The organism is Limnohabitans sp. 63ED37-2 (genome assembly GCF_001412535.1).
GTDB lineage: Bacteria > Pseudomonadota > Gammaproteobacteria > Burkholderiales > Burkholderiaceae_C > Limnohabitans_A.
Genome location: NZ_CP011774.1, coordinates 3229253 through 3245199 on the forward strand (window position 1 = coordinate 3229253; position 15947 = coordinate 3245199).

General features: G+C 57.1%; 21 protein-coding genes and 1 tRNA gene. 18 read left to right on the forward strand and 4 right to left on the reverse strand.

Annotated features, from left to right (window positions below; translation table 11 throughout):
• The first annotated feature begins 10 nt into the window (after positions 1-10).
• The 9 genes from rplO (at position 11) to L63ED372_RS15395 (ending at position 5183) form a co-directional block, all read left to right on the forward strand.
• On the forward strand, positions 11-442 hold the full coding sequence (gene rplO, locus L63ED372_RS15360) for a 50S ribosomal protein L15 (RefSeq protein ID WP_062408252.1): 432 nt from the start codon (positions 11-13) through the stop codon (positions 440-442).
• A 22-nt stretch (positions 443-464) separates the two neighbouring features.
• Entirely contained in the window at positions 465-1784 is a 1320-nt protein-coding gene (gene secY, locus L63ED372_RS15365) for a preprotein translocase subunit SecY (protein WP_062407208.1), read from the forward strand.
• Between the two features lie 104 nt (positions 1785-1888).
• Complete coding sequence (gene rpmJ / locus L63ED372_RS16275) at positions 1889-2002, forward strand: 50S ribosomal protein L36 (protein WP_028820150.1); 114 nt, start codon at positions 1889-1891, stop codon at positions 2000-2002.
• A 24-nt stretch (positions 2003-2026) separates the two neighbouring features.
• On the forward strand, positions 2027-2392 hold the full coding sequence (rpsM, locus tag L63ED372_RS15370) for a 30S ribosomal protein S13 (RefSeq protein ID WP_062407210.1): 366 nt from the start codon (positions 2027-2029) through the stop codon (positions 2390-2392).
• Positions 2393-2411: 19 nt separating this feature from the next.
• A complete protein-coding gene (gene rpsK / locus L63ED372_RS15375) occupies positions 2412-2816 on the forward strand; it encodes a 30S ribosomal protein S11 (RefSeq protein ID WP_019427456.1) in 405 nt (134 codons plus the stop codon).
• 86 nt (positions 2817-2902) lie between these two features.
• Positions 2903-3526: a 30S ribosomal protein S4 gene (gene rpsD / locus L63ED372_RS15380; RefSeq protein WP_062407211.1), complete on the forward strand. Its 624-nt coding sequence runs from the start codon at positions 2903-2905 to the stop codon at positions 3524-3526.
• Positions 3527-3626: 100 nt separating this feature from the next.
• Entirely contained in the window at positions 3627-4619 is a 993-nt protein-coding gene (locus L63ED372_RS15385) for a DNA-directed RNA polymerase subunit alpha (protein WP_062407213.1), read from the forward strand.
• Between the two features lie 82 nt (positions 4620-4701).
• Positions 4702-5088, forward strand: coding sequence for a 50S ribosomal protein L17 (gene rplQ / locus L63ED372_RS15390; protein WP_062407215.1), 387 nt, complete (start codon positions 4702-4704; stop codon positions 5086-5088).
• A gap of 18 nt (positions 5089-5106) precedes the next feature.
• Positions 5107-5183 (forward strand) — tRNA-Met (locus tag L63ED372_RS15395).
• Between the two features lie 107 nt (positions 5184-5290).
• On the opposite strand, the gene L63ED372_RS15400 is transcribed toward L63ED372_RS15395, so the two are convergent.
• Genes L63ED372_RS15400 through apaG form a run of 4 tightly spaced genes read right to left on the reverse strand, consistent with a single transcriptional unit; the run spans position 5291 to position 7697 of the window.
• Positions 5291-5770 (reverse strand): CinA family protein, encoded by a 480-nt coding sequence (locus L63ED372_RS15400; protein ID WP_062408253.1) that lies wholly within the window; start codon positions 5768-5770, stop codon positions 5291-5293.
• A complete protein-coding gene (locus L63ED372_RS15405; protein ID WP_062407217.1) occupies positions 5770-6306 on the reverse strand; it encodes a phosphatidylglycerophosphatase A family protein in 537 nt (178 codons plus the stop codon). The genes L63ED372_RS15400 and L63ED372_RS15405 overlap by 1 nt, the downstream gene beginning before the upstream one ends.
• 2 nt (positions 6307-6308) lie before the next feature.
• Positions 6309-7268, reverse strand: coding sequence for a thiamine-phosphate kinase (thiL, locus tag L63ED372_RS15410; RefSeq protein ID WP_062407219.1), 960 nt, complete (start codon positions 7266-7268; stop codon positions 6309-6311).
• 36 nt (positions 7269-7304) lie between these two features.
• Entirely contained in the window at positions 7305-7697 is a 393-nt protein-coding gene (gene apaG, locus L63ED372_RS15415; protein WP_062407221.1) for a Co2+/Mg2+ efflux protein ApaG, read from the reverse strand.
• Between the two features lie 29 nt (positions 7698-7726).
• Here apaG and rpe point away from each other — a divergent pair, with 29 nt between their 5' ends.
• The 9 genes from rpe to L63ED372_RS15460 all read left to right on the forward strand — a co-directional run bounded on the left by rpe (position 7727) and on the right by L63ED372_RS15460 (position 15932).
• Positions 7727-8407 carry a ribulose-phosphate 3-epimerase gene (gene rpe, locus L63ED372_RS15420; protein WP_062407223.1) on the forward strand — a complete coding sequence of 227 codons (681 nt, stop codon included), beginning with the start codon at positions 7727-7729 and terminating at the stop codon, positions 8405-8407.
• Between the two features lie 15 nt (positions 8408-8422).
• Positions 8423-9145, forward strand: a complete 723-nt coding sequence (gph, locus tag L63ED372_RS15425) for a phosphoglycolate phosphatase (RefSeq protein ID WP_442915120.1) — start codon at positions 8423-8425, stop codon at positions 9143-9145.
• Between the two features lie 288 nt (positions 9146-9433).
• Positions 9434-10933, forward strand: coding sequence for an anthranilate synthase component I (gene trpE, locus L63ED372_RS15430; RefSeq protein WP_062407227.1), 1500 nt, complete (start codon positions 9434-9436; stop codon positions 10931-10933).
• A gap of 2 nt (positions 10934-10935) precedes the next feature.
• Positions 10936-11517, forward strand: coding sequence for an anthranilate synthase component II (locus L63ED372_RS15435; protein WP_197275283.1), 582 nt, complete (start codon positions 10936-10938; stop codon positions 11515-11517).
• The gene (gene ltaE / locus L63ED372_RS15440) at positions 11514-12581 is read left to right on the forward strand and encodes a low-specificity L-threonine aldolase (protein ID WP_062407231.1); all 1068 of its coding nucleotides are present in this window, start codon (positions 11514-11516) and stop codon (positions 12579-12581) included. Before L63ED372_RS15435 ends, ltaE begins: the two co-directional genes overlap by 4 nt.
• 4 nt (positions 12582-12585) lie before the next feature.
• A complete protein-coding gene (locus L63ED372_RS15445) occupies positions 12586-13269 on the forward strand; it encodes a LysE family translocator (protein ID WP_062407233.1) in 684 nt (227 codons plus the stop codon).
• Between the two features lie 38 nt (positions 13270-13307).
• Positions 13308-14336: an anthranilate phosphoribosyltransferase gene (gene trpD / locus L63ED372_RS15450; protein ID WP_062407235.1), complete on the forward strand. Its 1029-nt coding sequence runs from the start codon at positions 13308-13310 to the stop codon at positions 14334-14336.
• A 46-nt stretch (positions 14337-14382) separates the two neighbouring features.
• Positions 14383-15174: an indole-3-glycerol phosphate synthase TrpC gene (gene trpC / locus L63ED372_RS15455; RefSeq protein WP_062408255.1), complete on the forward strand. Its 792-nt coding sequence runs from the start codon at positions 14383-14385 to the stop codon at positions 15172-15174.
• Entirely contained in the window at positions 15171-15932 is a 762-nt protein-coding gene (locus L63ED372_RS15460) for a uracil-DNA glycosylase (protein ID WP_062407237.1), read from the forward strand. Before trpC ends, L63ED372_RS15460 begins: the two co-directional genes overlap by 4 nt.
• The last annotated feature ends 15 nt before the right edge of the window (positions 15933-15947 follow it).

The following is a 15947-nucleotide window of genomic DNA, read 5'->3' on the forward strand; positions in this document are numbered from 1 at the left end:
GAGGCCGATGATGGAACTCAATAGCATCAAGCCCGCAGAAGGCTCTAAGCACGCGGCACGTCGCGTGGGCCGTGGTATCGGTTCCGGTTTGGGTAAAACCGCCGGCCGTGGTCACAAAGGTCAGAAGTCTCGTTCCGGTGGCTACCACAAAGTGGGTTTCGAAGGCGGTCAAATGCCTTTGCAGCGCCGTTTGCCTAAGCGCGGCTTCAAATCTCAAACTCTCAAGTACAACGCCGAAATCACCTTGACCACGCTGTCGCGTCTGGACATGGCTGAAGTCGATGTTTTGTCTTTGAAGCAAGCCGGTCTGGTGGCGCACATGGCCAAAGTGGTCAAAGTCATCAACACGGGTGAGTTGACCAAAGCCGTCAAGTTGACAGGCATTGGCGCAACAGCAGGTGCCAAGGCAGCGATTGAAGCTGCCGGCGGCTCCGTGGCCTGAAACTTGATGGACGAGAAACAACGTGGCAACCAACGCTAATCAAACAGCCAAAGCAGGCAAGTACGGTGACTTGCGTCGTCGACTCGTCTTCCTGCTGTTGGCGTTGGTGGTCTACCGAATTGGTGCTCACATTCCTGTGCCTGGCATTGATCCTGACCAACTCAAACAGTTGTTCAATGGTCAACAGGGCGGCATCCTGAACTTGTTCAACATGTTCTCGGGCGGTGCGCTTTCGCGTTTCACCATCTTTGCTTTGGGCATCATGCCCTACATCTCTGCATCCATTGTGATGCAGTTGATGACTTACGTGGTTCCTGCGTTCGAGCAAATGAAAAAAGAAGGTGAAGCGGGTCGTCGTAAGATCACTCAATACACCCGTTTTGGTGCATTGGGTTTGGCGCTGTTTCAGTCTTTTGGTATTGCCGTTGCATTGGAAGCATCTGCTGGCTTGGTGATCAATCCAGGTATGGGCTTTCGCATGACGGCTGTTGTCAGCTTGACTGCTGGTTCGATGTTCTTGATGTGGTTGGGTGAACAAATCACTGAGCGTGGTTTGGGCAACGGCATCTCGATTTTGATCTTTGCTGGTATTGCTGCTGGTTTGCCAAGTGCTTTGGGTGGATTGTTTGAGCTGGTTCGTACCGGTGCGATGAATCCATTGATCTCCATGTTGATCATTGTGGTGGTGGCTTTGGTCACTTACTTTGTGGTTTTCGTGGAACGTGGTCAGCGCAAGATTTTGGTCAATTACGCACGTCGTCAGGTGGGCAACAAGGTGTATGGCGGTCAATCGTCGCACTTGCCGCTCAAGCTGAACATGGCGGGTGTGATTCCTCCGATCTTTGCCTCATCGATCATTCTCTTGCCGGCAACCTTGATTGGTTGGTTCAGCTCGGGAACATCTGAAAGTGTCGTTGTTCGATTCTTCAAGGATGTGGCCAATGCTTTGGCACCCGGACAGCCGGTTTATGTGATGTTCTACGCTGCTGCCATTATTTTCTTCTGCTTCTTTTACACGGCACTGGTTTTCAACAGCCGTGAAACTGCAGAAAACCTGAAGAAAAGTGGTGCGTTCATTCCTGGCATTCGCCCAGGGGAACAAACTGCCAAGTACATCGACAAGATTTTGTTGCGTTTGACCGCAGTAGGCGCGGCCTACATCACCTTTGTGTGTTTGCTGCCTGAATTTTTGATTCTGAAATACAATGTTCCGTTTTACTTTGGCGGCACTTCTCTGCTGATCATCGTGGTCGTGACCATGGATTTCATGGCTCAAGTACAAAATTACTTGATGTCACAACAGTACGACTCGCTTTTGAAGAAGGCGAACTTCAAGTCATAAGCGACTTGATGCAAGTTTGGTAAAGAACCCTGAGCTTTAGCAAAGGGCCATATTTTTCACCTGGTCTGCAAAGTCTGGGTATCGATGAGTTTTAGGAGAGAACCATGAGAGTTTCTGCTTCGGTGAAAAAAATTTGCCGTAACTGCAAAGTCATCCGCCGTAAAGGCGTTGTTCGTGTGATCTGCACCGATCCACGTCACAAGCAGCGTCAAGGCTGATTGAATTAGTTTTAGAGGACGAAAATGGCACGTATCGCTGGCATCAACATTCCGCCGCACAAACATGCTGAAATTGGCTTGACCGCCATTTTTGGTATTGGTCGCACCCGCGCTCGACAAATTTGCGAAGCTTCTGGCATCGCATATTCAAAAAAGATCAAGGATCTGACCGACGCAGACCTGGAAAAAATTCGCGACCAAATCGCAGCATTCACCATCGAAGGTGACCTGCGTCGCGAAACCACCATGAACATCAAGCGTTTGATGGACATCGGTTGCTACCGTGGTTTCCGCCACCGTCGCGGTTTGCCTATGCGCGGTCAGCGTACACGTACCAATGCACGTACTCGCAAGGGTCCGCGCAAAGGCGCTGCGGCTCTGAAGAAATAAGCAGGATTGAGAGACCATCATGGCAAAAGCACAATCAAACAGCGCCGCACAACGTGTCCGCAAAAAAGTCCGCAAGAACATTGCTGACGGTATTGCTCACGTTCACGCTTCGTTCAACAACACCATCATCACGATCACCGACCGTCAAGGCAATGCCTTGTCGTGGGCCTCATCGGGTGGTCAGGGTTTCAAGGGTTCGCGTAAATCGACGCCCTTTGCAGCTCAGGTCGCCTCTGAAGTGGCGGGTCGTGCTGCTCAAGAACAAGGCATCAAAAACCTTGACGTCGAGATCAAGGGCCCTGGTCCTGGTCGCGAGTCATCAGTTCGTGCCTTGGGTGCATTGGGCATCCGTATCACATCGATTGCCGATGTGACACCGGTCCCTCACAACGGTTGCCGCCCTCAAAAGCGCCGTCGTATCTAATTTCAAACCAAGCCCACCGCCAGGCCATGCTTGCATCGCCTGGCTCCCGCATTTATTGATGCGGCAGCTGAATAAAGGAAAACCAAGTGGCACGCTACCTCGGCCCCAAGGCCAAACTCTCCCGCCGTGAAGGCACCGACCTGTTCCTCAAGAGCGCCCGTCGCTCCATTGCGGACAAGTCCAAGTTCGACTCCAAGCCAGGCCAACACGGTCGTACTTCGGGCCAGCGCACATCGGACTACGGTCTGCAATTGCGTGAAAAACAAAAAGTCAAACGCATGTACGGCGTGCTCGAGAAGCAGTTCCGCCGCTACTTTGCCGAGGCAGATCGCCGCAAAGGCAACACAGGCTCTAACCTGTTGGCCTTGCTCGAGTGCCGTCTGGACAACGTGGTTTACCGCATGGGCTTTGGCTCGACACGTGCAGAAGCCCGTCAAATGGTTTCACACAAAGCCATCACCGTGAACGGTCAATCCGTGAACATCCCTTCATACTTGGTCAAGGCCGGTGATGTGGTGGCGGTTCGTGAAAAATCCAAAAAGCAAAACCGCGTGGTTGAAGCTCTGCAATTGGCTGCCCAAGTTGGTATGCCTGCATGGGTCGAAGTCAATGCCGACAAAGCCGAAGGTACTTTCAAGAAAGTGCCTGACCGCGACGAATTCGGTGCCGACATCAACGAATCTTTGATCGTCGAACTGTATTCTCGTTAATACGCTGTTTCAATCGTTCCCGACGCACAAGGCATTGTGGGTCGGGTGCTTCATCAGCCTTACCGGTGTAACGAACCGGGGGTATTGAGAGGAAGTCTGAATGCAAACCAATCTGTTGAAACCCAAAGCTATCCAGGTCGAACAATTGGCTGCCAACCGTGCCAAAGTCACGTTGGAGCCTTTTGAGCGTGGCTACGGCCACACTCTGGGTAACGCCCTGCGCCGTGTTTTGTTGTCTTCCATGGTCGGTTATTCCGCCACTGAAGTCACCATCGCGGGTGTCGTGCACGAGTACTCCTCCATTGATGGCGTTCAGCAAGATGTGGTGAACATCCTGTTGAACCTCAAAGGTGTTGTCTTCAAGTTGCACAACCGCGATGAAGTCACACTCAGCCTGCGCAAGGATGGAGAAGGTCCTGTCACCGCGGCTGACATCCAGACACCACACGATGTCGAGATCATTAATCCTGAGCACGTGATTGCCAATTTGTCGCAAGGCGGCAAATTGGACATGCAAATCAAGGTCGAAAAAGGCCGCGGTTATGTGCCAGGCAGCATGCGTCGCTATGCCGACGAGCCGACCAAAGCTTTGGGCCGTATCGTGCTTGACGCTTCGTTTTCACCCGTCAAGCGTGTGAGCTACACCGTCGAAAGCGCACGTGTCGAGCAGCGTACCGATCTGGACAAGCTGGTCATTGAGATCGAAACCAACGGTGCCATCACAGCCGAAGACGCTGTGCGTGCATCCTCTAAGATTCTTGTGGAACAGCTGGCTGTATTTGCACAACTGGAAGGCAGCGAGCTGTCGGCCTTTGATGCTCCAGCAGTGCGCGGTGGTGCGGGCAGTTTCGATCCGATTCTGTTGCGCCCAGTGGACGAACTCGAACTCACCGTTCGTTCGGCCAACTGCCTCAAAGCAGAAAACATTTACTACATCGGCGACTTGATCCAGCGTACCGAGAATGAATTGCTCAAGACCCCTAACCTGGGTCGCAAGTCACTCAACGAAATCAAGGAAGTTCTGGCTTCTCGTGGTTTGACTTTGGGCATGAAGCTCGAAGCCTGGCCACCAGCAGGTCTGGAAAAGCGATAATCTCAAGTTCCCGGAAATGATCCGGGTTGTGCACGGGCAGTACCTGATACGGCTGTCTGTTTAATAAAGAAAGGAAAGCACCATGCGTCACGGACACGGCCTTCGTAAACTCAACCGCACCAGCTCGCACCGCCTTGCGATGCTGCAAAACATGATGAACTCGCTCATCGAGCACGAAGTCATCAAAACCACAGTGCCTAAGGCCAAAGAATTGCGCCGCGTGATTGAGCCCATGATCACTTTGGCCAAAGTGGACAACTTGTCGAACCGTCGCTTGGCGTTCAACCGTTTGCGTGACCGCGACAGCGTCACCAAATTGTTCAATGTTTTGGGCCCTCGTTCGGCTTCGCGCCCTGGTGGTTACACACGCATCCTGAAAATGGGTTTCCGCGTGGGTGACAACGCACCAATGGCCTTGGTTGAATTGGTCGATCGTGCCGAAACTCCTGCTGGAACAGCTGCTGAGTAAGGTATAATTCAGAGATACCGCGGGGTGGAGCAGTCTGGTAGCTCGTTGGGCTCATAACCCAAAGGTCGTTGGTTCAAATCCGGCCCCCGCAACCAAAATTTCAACCTCGGTTGAACATCAAAAAAACCCTCTTCGGAGGGTTTTTTCGTTTCTGCTGTAGATCAAGAACATCCCCAGTTAGGTCAATAGCCCATGGGTCAAGTTATGTCTGAACAGGCAAGCGTTGAATGAGGGCCTGGAGAGCATGCACGCAGCTGGCTTGTCGCACATCTTGCCGGGTGCCGGTAAAAAGCTTGCACTCAGAATAGACCAAGCCATCGATGCACCAAGCAAACCAAACCGTCCCCACCGGTTTGGCATCGCTGCCGCCATCGGGTCCAGCAATGCCTGTGACCGATACAGCTGCGCGGGCTTGTGTTCTGTAAACGGCACCCAAAGCCATGGCTCGGGCAACCTCTTCACTGACGGCGCCATGCGCTGCAATCAATGAAGGTTCCACACCCAACAGTTCTGATTTGGCGGCATTGGAATAGGTGACCAAACCACGGTCAAACCAGCGACTTGAACCGGGTGAATCGGTGCATTGCGCTGCAATCAATCCGCCTGTACAGCTCTCGGCTGTGGCCATCATCCAACCCAAGGCAGTGAGTTTGTCTGCCAAGACATGTGTGATGTTGGACATCAGAACCACCTCCATAAGGCCAAGACCATCAGCGTGCACAAGGCAGCCACCAGATCGTCGAACAAAATGCCCCAGCCACCACGCCAGCCAAAACCTTTGAACAAACGGTCTGCCCAAGCCACGGGGCCGGGTTTGACGGCATCAAAAAATCGGAACAACAAAAATGCTGAGAGTTGAGTGATGAAGCCAGCGGGCATGAGCAGAAACAAGATCAACCACATGGCCACGATTTCGTCCCAAACAATCGCACCAGGATCACTCACGCCCATATGGCGTGCCGTCAAGGTGCATGCCCACCACCCGATGACCAGCGAAACCAAGATCAAGGCCGCCTGAGTGGTAAGTGAAAAGCTGTTTTGAATCAGCAACCAAGAGGCCCACCCCCAGAGGCTGCCCACTGTACCCGGTGCCTTGGGTGCTAAACCAGAGCCAAAGCCCAAAGCTATGGCGTGGGCAGGATGCCTAAGCATGAACGCAGCTGTGGGGCGAATGGGATGCGCCACTGAAACAGCAGGAAGTTCAGAAGTTGAAGTCATCTTCAGGCGAAATGGTCAAAAGAAGTGAAGGTGTTCGGCAAAACGCCCCCATATTCAGACAACAAAAGCAAGTGGGGATCGGCCGTGATCCGGCCAATGCGCGTGACCGGTGTGCCACAAGCCTCGCTCAAGGCCAAAATATGCTGTTGGTGGTCGGGGTGAGCAGTGAAAACAAGCTCGTAATCATCGCCACCCGACAAAACACATCGCTGCAACAAGTCTTGTGGGCAAGCCCATGCATCGCGGGTCAGCATCAAACGCTGCATCGCAGCGACGTCAATAGCAGCCCCCACACGGCTGGCTTTGAGAATGTGCCCCAGATCACCCAAGAAACCGTCGCTGATGTCGGCCATGGCACTGGCCAAGCCGCGCAATGAGACACCCAGCGCTGTGCGCGGCTGGGGCCGTTCCATGCGAGAACGCGCCAACTCAAAAACAGACTGCGGCAAGCTGACCGTGCCGCGAAATGCCTCCAAGGCCAGACGCGCATCGCCCAGATGGCCGCTCACATACACATCGTCACCGGCTTGGGCACCCGAGCGCAAAATGGCCTGATGGGCAGGCACCTCACCCATCACCGTGATGGACACATTCAAAGGACCCTGGGTGGTGTCGCCACCAATCAATTCACAACCCTGTGCATCGGCCAAGGCGAACAAGCCTTCTGAAAAACCTGACAACCAATCTTCATCCACCCGAGGCAAGGACAAGGACAATAAAAATGCGTGTGGCGTCGCACCACAGGCGGCCAAATCACTCAAATTGACCGCCAGAGCCTTGTGGCCCAAATCACGGGGATTCACAGTCGAGAGAAAGTGCCGACCTTCGACCAACATGTCGGTGGAAATGGCCAGTTGGTGCCCTCGACTGGGTGTCCAGATGGCGCAGTCGTCACCGATACCGACATCCGCTTGACGCGCCGCCCGTTTGAAAAACCGTTCGATCAGCTCAAATTCACCCATGGGCCAAAGCTTAACCGAGAGCCAAACCCAGCCAACTCAATGCAGAGTGCGACCACCGGGGATGGCATTGGAGGCGTCGAGCACGAAAGTGTCAATGGGCGCATCGAACCGGTGGCCGTCCTCGGCGACAAAAAAGTAGCTGCCATGCATGGTGCCACTGGCTGCACGCAAGCGGCAGCCGCTGGTGTATTGAAAAGATTCACCAGGACGCAACAAGGGCTGCTGCCCCACCACGCCCAGACCCTTGACTTCTTCGCTGTGACCGCGCTCATCTTGAATCACCCAATGGCGAGAAATCAACTGCACAGGCACCCGGCCCGTGTTCGTGACCGTGACCGTATAGGCGAATGCAAAGACATCCTGCAAGGGATTGCTTTGGTCTGCCACGTAATGGGGCAGCACATCAATTTGAACGGTGTAGGCGGTCATGGCCACATGTTAACTGCGACAATTCAGGGATGACAACGACCTACCGCATTGCCCCTTCCATCCTCTCGGCTGATTTCGCCCGTTTGGGCGAGGAAGTCAAAAGCGTCATCGACGCCGGTGCCGACTGGATCCACTTTGACGTGATGGACAACCATTACGTCCCCAACCTGACCTTTGGCCCCATGATTTGCCAAGCGCTCAAGCCGCATGCCAAAACGGCTGCTGGCGTGGCCGTGCCGATCGATGTGCACTTGATGATTTCGCCCGTCGATGCATTGGCTGCCTCATTTGCCGAGGCGGGTGCCGACCTCATCAGCTTTCACCCGGATGCCAGCGCGCATGTGCACCGCAGCATCCAGGCCATCAAGTCCAAGGGCGTCAAGGCCGGTCTGGTGTTCAACCCGGCCGAACCTTTGGACGTGCTGGAGTGGACCATCGACGAGATCGACCTGATCCTGATCATGAGCGTCAACCCGGGTTTTGGTGGCCAAAGCTTCATCGACTCGGCCTTGCGCAAGGTCGAGCTGGCGCGCCAGTGGATCGCGCGCAGCGGTCGTGACATTCGCCTGGAAGTGGATGGGGGCATCAAGGCCGACAACATCCGGCGTGTGGCCGATGCGGGGGCCGACACCTTTGTGGCAGGCAGCGCCATTTTTGGCAAACCGGATTACAAAGCCGTGATCGACCAAATGCGCGTGGCTTTGGGCTAAATGAGGTTGAGTGCGATGCCAACTTTGCAGGATCTGACGCAGATCGAAGCCGTTATTTTTGATCTGGACGGCACCCTGGTGCACACCTTGGGCGATTTCCAGGTGGCTTTGCACCGCACCATGGCCGACTTGGACTTGCCTCCTGTGTCGGACGCGCTCATCGAGCAAACCATCGGCAAAGGCTCAGAGCACCTGATCCGCAGTCTTTTGGCGCACCAAATCGCCCGGCCCGAAGTCAAAGGGGTGGGGCAAGCGTGTGCCGCATTGACGGTGGATGCCTTGTTCGACCGCGCTTGGCAGCGTTACCAACACCACTACCTGGCCATCAACGGCCAGTTTGCCGATGTCTACCCCGGCGTGCTGGAGGTGCTCCAGCACTTGGCGGGTCAAGGCGTGCCGATGGCATGTTTGACCAACAAACCCTTGGCCTTTGCCCAAGCCTTGCTCAAAAACAAAGCTTTGACGCCCTTTTTTGGCCCCGTTTTTGGTGGCGACAGCTTTGAGCGCAAAAAGCCCGACCCTTTGCCGATTCTGAAAACCTGTGAAGCCTTGGGCAGCGCTGTGGCCAGAACACTGATGGTGGGTGACTCGAGCAACGATGCCCAAGCGGCCCAAGCCGCCGGATGCCCCGTGGTGCTGGTGACTTATGGCTACAACCATGGCCAACCCGTTCAAGACACGCCTGCTGCTGCCTGGCTGGACAGCTTAGCCGATTTGCCTGCGCGCATGAAGTCTTGACCGTTTGACCCAAGTGCCTGCTGGCGTCTCTGCCACTGTGCCTTAGGGCTTTGCTACACTCCCAACACCATGTGCACCCTCCATCATCATTCCAGCGCAGCCAGCCTGCCGAGCCATTCCCCAGCGGAAGGCCGGGGAGCCTGGCCCTGGCGTCGGCCAGCCTGACCCCACCGACCGTGCGGCCTTGCCCGCCACCCGCGCCCAGTTTCATTCGCAAGATGACTGGGCACCTGGATGAATGAAAAGCACCTCGCACGAGGTTGCTGAGCGCTTTGGAGGCATAAGCCTGTGATCACCGAACTTGAATTCAAAAGCCTGGCCAGTCAAGGCTACAACCGCATTCCCCTCATGATCGAGGCCTTCGCGGACCTGGAAACACCCCTGTCGCTTTATCTGAAGCTGGCCCACACCAAGGACAACGGCCAATACAGCTTTTTGCTCGAATCGGTGGTGGGCGGCGAGCGGTTTGGGCGCTACAGTTTCATCGGCCTGCCCGCCCGCACCCTGCTGCGCGCCAGCGGCTTTGGCGCCGAGGCCAGGACCGAAGTGGTGCGTGATGGCGTGGTCATCGAGACCGCGACGGGCAACCCGCTCGACTTCATCGAGCAATACCAAAAGCGTTTCAAAGTGGCCTTGCGCCCGGGCTTGCCGCGTTTTTGCGGTGGCTTGGCGGGCTATTTTGGCTACGATGCGGTGCGCTACATCGAGAAGAAACTCGAAAAATCCTGCCCACCTGACACTTTGGGCACGCCCGACATCTTGCTGCTGCAGTGCGAAGAACTGGCGGTGATCGACAACTTGTCAGGCAAGCTCTACCTGATTGTTTATGCCGACCCGGCCACACCCGAGGCCTACGTGGGTGCGAAAAAACGCCTGCGTGACCTGAAAGAGCAGCTCAAGTACTCGGTGAGCGCTCCAGTCGTTAAACCCACCCAGTCTTACCCCGCCGAGCGGGACTTTGCCAAGGCCGATTACATCGCCGCCGTGGAAAAAGCCAAGGAGCTGATCGCAGGCGGAGACTTCATGCAGGTGCAGGTGGGGCAGCGCATCAAAAAACGGTATACCGAGAGCCCGCTGTCCTTGTACCGTGCGCTGCGCTCGCTCAACCCTAGCCCTTACATGTACTTCTACAACTTCGGTGACTTCCATGTTGTCGGCGCCAGCCCCGAAATTTTGGTGCGCCAGGAGCAAACCGAGGAGGGCGCCAAAGTCATCATCCGTCCTTTGGCGGGCACACGCCCCCGTGGCGCGACGCCTGAGAAAGACAAGGCCGCCGAGCAGGAACTGATCAACGACCCCAAAGAGCGGGCCGAGCATGTGATGCTGATCGACTTGGCGCGCAACGACATTGGCCGCATCGCCCAAATTGGCTCGGTCAAGGTGACCGAGGCTTTTGTGGTCGAGCGCTACAGCCATGTGATGCACATCGTGAGCAACGTCGAGGGCCTGCTCAACCAAGGCATGAGCAACATGGACGTGCTCAAAGCCACCTTCCCGGCGGGCACCTTGACAGGTGCGCCCAAGGTGCACGCTATGGAGCTGATTGACCAGTTCGAACCCGTCAAGCGCGGCATCTACGGCGGCGCTTGTGGCTACATCAGTTATGCGGGTGACATGGATGTGGCGATTGCGATCCGCACCGCCGTCATCAAGGACCAGACGCTGTATGTGCAGGCCGCTGCTGGCGTAGTAGCCGATTCGGTGCCCGAGATGGAGTGGCGCGAAACCGAGCACAAGGCGCGTGCCTTGTTGCGGGCCAGCGAGTTGGTTGAAGAAGGCTTGGAGTGATCATGTCAAAAAAAATCAAACTCCTGATGGTCGACAACTACGACTCGTTCACCTTCAACATCGTGCAGTACTTCGGTGAACTGGGCGCGGAGGTCGAAGTCTTTCGCAACGATGAAATCACGCTCGAAGGCATTGCGGCCCGCCAGCCTGACCGCTTGGTGATTTCGCCTGGCCCTTGTTCGCCTGCCGAGGCGGGTATTTCGGTGTCTGCGATTCAACATTTCGCAGGCAAGCTGCCAATTCTGGGCGTATGTCTGGGGCACCAAAGCATTGGCGCGGCCTTTGGCGGCAAGATCGTTCGGGCGCAAGAATTGATGCATGGCAAGACCAGTGTCATCACCACGACCCAAGAAGGCGTGTTCGCGGGCTTGCCTGAGCAGTTCACCGTCAACCGCTACCACTCCTTGGCGATTGAGCGGGGCACTTGCCCGCCTTGCCTGAAGGTCACCGGCTGGACGGATGACGGCGAAATCATGGGCGTGCGCCACACCGAGCTGGACATTGAGGGTGTGCAGTTCCATCCAGAATCCATCCTGACCGAGCATGGCCATGCCATGCTCAAAAACTTTCTGGAACGACCATGATCGATTTGCGCAGCGACACCGTGACCCAGCCCACCGCCGCCATGCGCGAAGCCATGCTGGCTGCGCCTGTGGGCGACGATGTGTTTGGTGACGACCCCACGGTCAACGCCTTGCAAGAGCGCATCGCGGAGATCACTGGGAAAGAGGCGGCGCTGTTCATGCCTTCGGGCACACAAAGCAATCTGTGCGCCCTGATGGCGCATTGCGAGCGGGGTGACGAATATATCGTGGGTCAAAACGCGCACACCTACCGCTATGAAGGCGGCGGCGCGGCCGTGCTGGGCAGCATCCAGCCCCAGCCGCTGGCGCAAAACAGCGTGGGAGAAATGGCGCTGGCCGACATCGCGGCAGCCATCAAACCCATGGACTGCCACTTTGCACGCACCCGCTTGCTGGCGCTGGAAAACACCTGGAACGGTCACCCCATGTCGCAGGCCTATCTGGCGCAAGCCACAGCGCTTGGCCGGCAGCACGGCTTGGCCGTGCATCTGGACGGTGCCCGCCTCTTCAATGCGGCTGTCGCACAAGCCGAAGGCGGGCCTGTCACGGCCAGCGTGCGGCGCATCGTGGACCACTTTGACAGCGTCTCGGTGTGCTTCAGCAAAGGTCTGGGCGCGCCCGTGGGCTCGGCCTTGTGTGGCTCGCGTGAACTGATTGCCAAGGCGTTGCGCTGGCGCAAGGTGTTGGGCGGTGGCTTGCGCCAGTCCGGCATTTTGGCGGCAGCGGCTTTGCATGCGTTGGACCACCACGTGGATCGCTTGGCCGACGACCATGCCTTGGCGCAGCGGCTGGCTCAGGGCCTGCAAGGCGTGACGGGCTTGAGCGTGCGTTCGGCGCAAACCAACATTGTGTTTGTGGATGTGGCCGATGGGCGTGGTCCGGCGCTGCTGGATGATCTGAAGGCTCATGGCGTTTTGGCCACAGGGTTGATTGGCCTGCGCTTTGTGACGCACCTGAATGTGGAGGCTGCTGGCATCGACCATGCCATTGCGTGTATCCGGCGCTTTATGGCGAATGCATCAGTTCAGACAAACCACGCCGCTGGCCGGACAGGCATTTACTGAAGCCATGTTGGACGCGCAGCAAGTCCTGATGTTCATGTTGGCTGGTGTGCTGCTCAACCTCACCCCAGGGCCGGATGTGCTCTACATCGTCAACCAGTCCTTGCGCGGCGGCGTGCAACAGGGCCTGCTTGCCGCCTGGGGCATCACAGCGGGGTGTTTTGTGCATGTCGCAGCAGCTGCTTTGGGATTGGGGGCCGTGTTGGCCACCTCGGTCGACGCGTTCAACCTGGTCAAGTGGATCGGAGCCGCCTACCTGTTGTGGATGGGTGGGCGTTTGTTGTGGCGCACATGCCAAGCGGCGGGTAAAGAAGTGGCCGCTCAGCCTGTGGCGGTGGCGGGCCAAGCAAGCGATTCCCCTTCTCAAGAAGCGCGAAGTTTGTGGGCCGTGTTTTTCGGGGCATTTGCCACCAACGCCTTGAACCCGAAAGTGGCGCTGTTTTTTCTGGCTTTTGTGCCGCAATTCATCCCGGCGCAAGCCACCGACCCGGCCTGGTCTTTTGTGTTCTTGGGCTGCTTGTTCAATCTGAACAGTTGGCTGGTGTGCATGGGCTGGGCTGTGGCCGCTTCTTGGCTGGCCCGCAGAGGCCAATGGCTGCAGCGTGGCATGCGCCACTTGGACCGGCTGACGGGCGTGTTGTTTGTCGGTTTTGGGCTGAAGCTTGCCTTGACCGATGCGCCGTCCCACTGAATGATTTAACGAAACCCATCATCCGACAGGAAACCACCATGCCTATCACCCCTCAGGAAGCGCTGCAACGCACCATCGAGCACCGCGAGATTTTTCACGACGAAATGCTCCACCTCATGCGCATGATCATGAATGGCGAACTGTCACCTGTCATGACGGCCGCGCTCGTTACAGGCCTTCGCGTGAAAAAGGAAACCATTGGCGAGATCACAGCCGCCGCGCAAGTGATGCGCGAGTTCTCGACCAAAGTGCATGTGGCCGACGCCACACACTTGGTGGACATCGTGGGCACGGGGGGTGACGGGGCCCACACTTTCAACATCTCGACTTGCGCCATGTTTGTGGCCGCTGCCGCCGGGGCCAAAACGGCCAAGCATGGCGGGCGCAGCGTCAGCAGCAAATCGGGCAGCGCCGATGTGGTCGAAGCCTTGGGCGGCAACATCCACCTGTCGCCCGAGCAGATCGCGCGGTCGATCGAAGAGGTGGGCATTGGTTTCATGTTCGCTCCCAACCACCACCCGGCCATGAAAAACGTGGCGCCCGTACGCAAAGAGCTCGGGGTGCGCACCATGTTCAACATTTTGGGCCCATTGACCAACCCGGCCAGCGCACCTAATATTTTGATGGGCGTCTTCCATTCTGATCTGGTGGGCATACAGGTGCGTGCCCTGCAGCGCTTGGGCGCCGAACATGCGGTGGTGGTCTACGGGCGCGACGGCATGGACGAAATCAGCCTGGGCGCGGCCACCTTGGTGGGCGAGCTCAAAAACGGGCAGATCACCGAATACGAAATCCACCCGGAAGACTTTGGCTTGACCATGGCCAGCAACCGGGCACTGAAAGTGGACACACCCGAGCAATCCATGGCCATGCTGCGCAGCGTGCTGGACAATGAGCCCGGCGCGGCGCGGGACATCGTCATGATCAATGCGGGCGCTGCCCTTTACGCGGCCAATGTCGCCAGCAGCATCGCCGATGGCCTGGCGCGTGCGCGTGTGGCCATCGAGTCGGGCGCGGCCAAAGCCAAGTTGGCTCAGTTTGTGGCCTTTGGCCAAAAGGCGGCTTGAGCCATTTCAAAAAACGGTGCCACCGAGCCCGCACAGAAAGAACATCATGAGTGACATCCTGGACAAAATCGTCGCGGTCAAACGCGAGGAAGTGGCCGCGGCCATGAAGCAAAAATCACTGGCCATGGTGCGTGCCGATGCCGAAAGCCGTGTGCTGACCCGTGATTTCGAAGGGGCCATGCGTGCCAAGATCGCCAAAGGCCAAGCGGCAGTGATCGCCGAAATCAAGAAGGCCAGCCCGTCCAAAGGCGTGCTGCGTGCCGACTTCATTCCGGCCGACATCGCCCAAAGCTATGCCGAATTCGGCGCGGCTTGCCTGTCGGTCTTGACGGACAAGCAGTTCTTCCAAGGCAGTGTGGATTTCCTCAAGCAAGCCCGTGCCAGTTGCGATCTGCCGGTGTTGCGCAAGGACTTCATGATCGATGCCTACCAGGTCTACGAAGCCCGGGCCATGGGGGCCGATGCCATCTTGCTCATCGCCGCATGCCTGGACGACGCCCACATGGCCGAGATGGAGGCGGTGGCCCGCAGTCTGGACATGGCGGTGCTGGTGGAGGTGCACGACAAAGCCGAACTGGATCGCGCCCTGAAACTCAAAACGCGCCTGGTCGGCATCAACAACCGCAACCTGAAAACCTTCGAGGTGTCCCTGCAGACCACATTGGACATGTTGCCCGATGTGCCAGCCGACCGATTGCTGGTCACCGAAAGCGGGATTCAAACCCCGGAAGATGTCCGGCGCATGCGCGATGCCAAGGTCAACGCCTTCCTGGTGGGCGAAGCTTTCATGCGCGCCAATGAGCCCGGCGAAGCCCTGGCCAAACTCTTTGCTGGATGACCTGCATGACGGGTCAGCAAAGCTTGGGGTTTGAAGAGGCGCCTGCCGTGCCTGATCAAGCCCTGAGTTGGCCAGCAGATCTTCAAGGCCTGGACGCGGGTTGGCGACCCTTGGTCGACGCCTTTCTGAGTTCCGAGACGGGGCTGGCCTTGTCCAAGCGATTGACCGATGCCCTGCAAGCTGGGCACACCATTTACCCACCCGAGCCCTTTCGGGCGCTGAGCCTGACCCCTTTGAGCGAGGTGCGGGTGGTGATTCTGGGGCAAGACCCGTACCACGGGCCGGGCCAGGCAGAAGGCCTGGCCTTCTCGGTGGCACCCGGTGTTCGCCTGCCCCCCAGTTTGCGCAACATCTTCAAGGAACTCCAGAAAAGCCTGGGTGTCTCTATCGCTGCAGATGGGTCTTTGGTGCGCTGGGCCAAACAAGGGGTTTTGCTGCTCAACACCTGTTTCACGGTGGAAGCCGGACAAGCGGCCAGCCATGCCCGTTGGGGCTGGGAGGTGTTGAGCGATCAGCTCATTCAAGTGGTGGCCCAAAGTTCAAAACCGGTGGTGTTTATGTTGTGGGGCGCCCAAGCGCAGGCTAAAAAAGCCTTGATTGAAGCGGCTGGGCGTTCGGGGCGACATTTGGTGTTGATGGCCAACCACCCCTCGCCGTTGTCCGCCCTGCGAGCCCCTGTCCCGTTCATGGGCTGTGGTCACTTTTCGCAAGCCAATATCTTTTTAGCGCAATCCGGCGAAAAAACCATCGTCTGGTGAAAATTTTGAGACCCA

Coding starts and splice junctions, on each gene's coding strand:
- rplO (WP_062408252.1), top strand. CDS start 11: ATGGAACTCAATAGCATCAAGCCCGCAGAAGGCTCTAAGCACGCGGCA.
- rpmJ (WP_028820150.1), top strand. CDS start 1,889: ATGAGAGTTTCTGCTTCGGTGAAAAAAATTTGCCGTAACTGCAAAGTC.
- rpsM (WP_062407210.1), top strand. CDS start 2,027: ATGGCACGTATCGCTGGCATCAACATTCCGCCGCACAAACATGCTGAA.
- rpsK (WP_019427456.1), top strand. CDS start 2,412: ATGGCAAAAGCACAATCAAACAGCGCCGCACAACGTGTCCGCAAAAAA.
- L63ED372_RS15385 (WP_062407213.1), top strand. CDS start 3,627: ATGCAAACCAATCTGTTGAAACCCAAAGCTATCCAGGTCGAACAATTG.
- rplQ (WP_062407215.1), top strand. CDS start 4,702: ATGCGTCACGGACACGGCCTTCGTAAACTCAACCGCACCAGCTCGCAC.
- L63ED372_RS15400 (WP_062408253.1), bottom strand. CDS start 5,770: ATGTCCAACATCACACATGTCTTGGCAGACAAACTCACTGCCTTGGGT.
- L63ED372_RS15405 (WP_062407217.1), bottom strand. CDS start 6,306: ATGACTTCAACTTCTGAACTTCCTGCTGTTTCAGTGGCGCATCCCATT.
- thiL (WP_062407219.1), bottom strand. CDS start 7,268: ATGGGTGAATTTGAGCTGATCGAACGGTTTTTCAAACGGGCGGCGCGT.
- apaG (WP_062407221.1), bottom strand. CDS start 7,697: ATGACCGCCTACACCGTTCAAATTGATGTGCTGCCCCATTACGTGGCA.
- rpe (WP_062407223.1), top strand. CDS start 7,727: ATGACAACGACCTACCGCATTGCCCCTTCCATCCTCTCGGCTGATTTC.
- gph (WP_442915120.1), top strand. CDS start 8,423: ATGCCAACTTTGCAGGATCTGACGCAGATCGAAGCCGTTATTTTTGAT.
- L63ED372_RS15435 (WP_197275283.1), top strand. CDS start 10,936: ATGTCAAAAAAAATCAAACTCCTGATGGTCGACAACTACGACTCGTTC.
- ltaE (WP_062407231.1), top strand. CDS start 11,514: ATGATCGATTTGCGCAGCGACACCGTGACCCAGCCCACCGCCGCCATG.
- L63ED372_RS15445 (WP_062407233.1), top strand. CDS start 12,586: ATGTTGGACGCGCAGCAAGTCCTGATGTTCATGTTGGCTGGTGTGCTG.
- trpD (WP_062407235.1), top strand. CDS start 13,308: ATGCCTATCACCCCTCAGGAAGCGCTGCAACGCACCATCGAGCACCGC.
- trpC (WP_062408255.1), top strand. CDS start 14,383: ATGAGTGACATCCTGGACAAAATCGTCGCGGTCAAACGCGAGGAAGTG.
- L63ED372_RS15460 (WP_062407237.1), top strand. CDS start 15,171: ATGACCTGCATGACGGGTCAGCAAAGCTTGGGGTTTGAAGAGGCGCCT.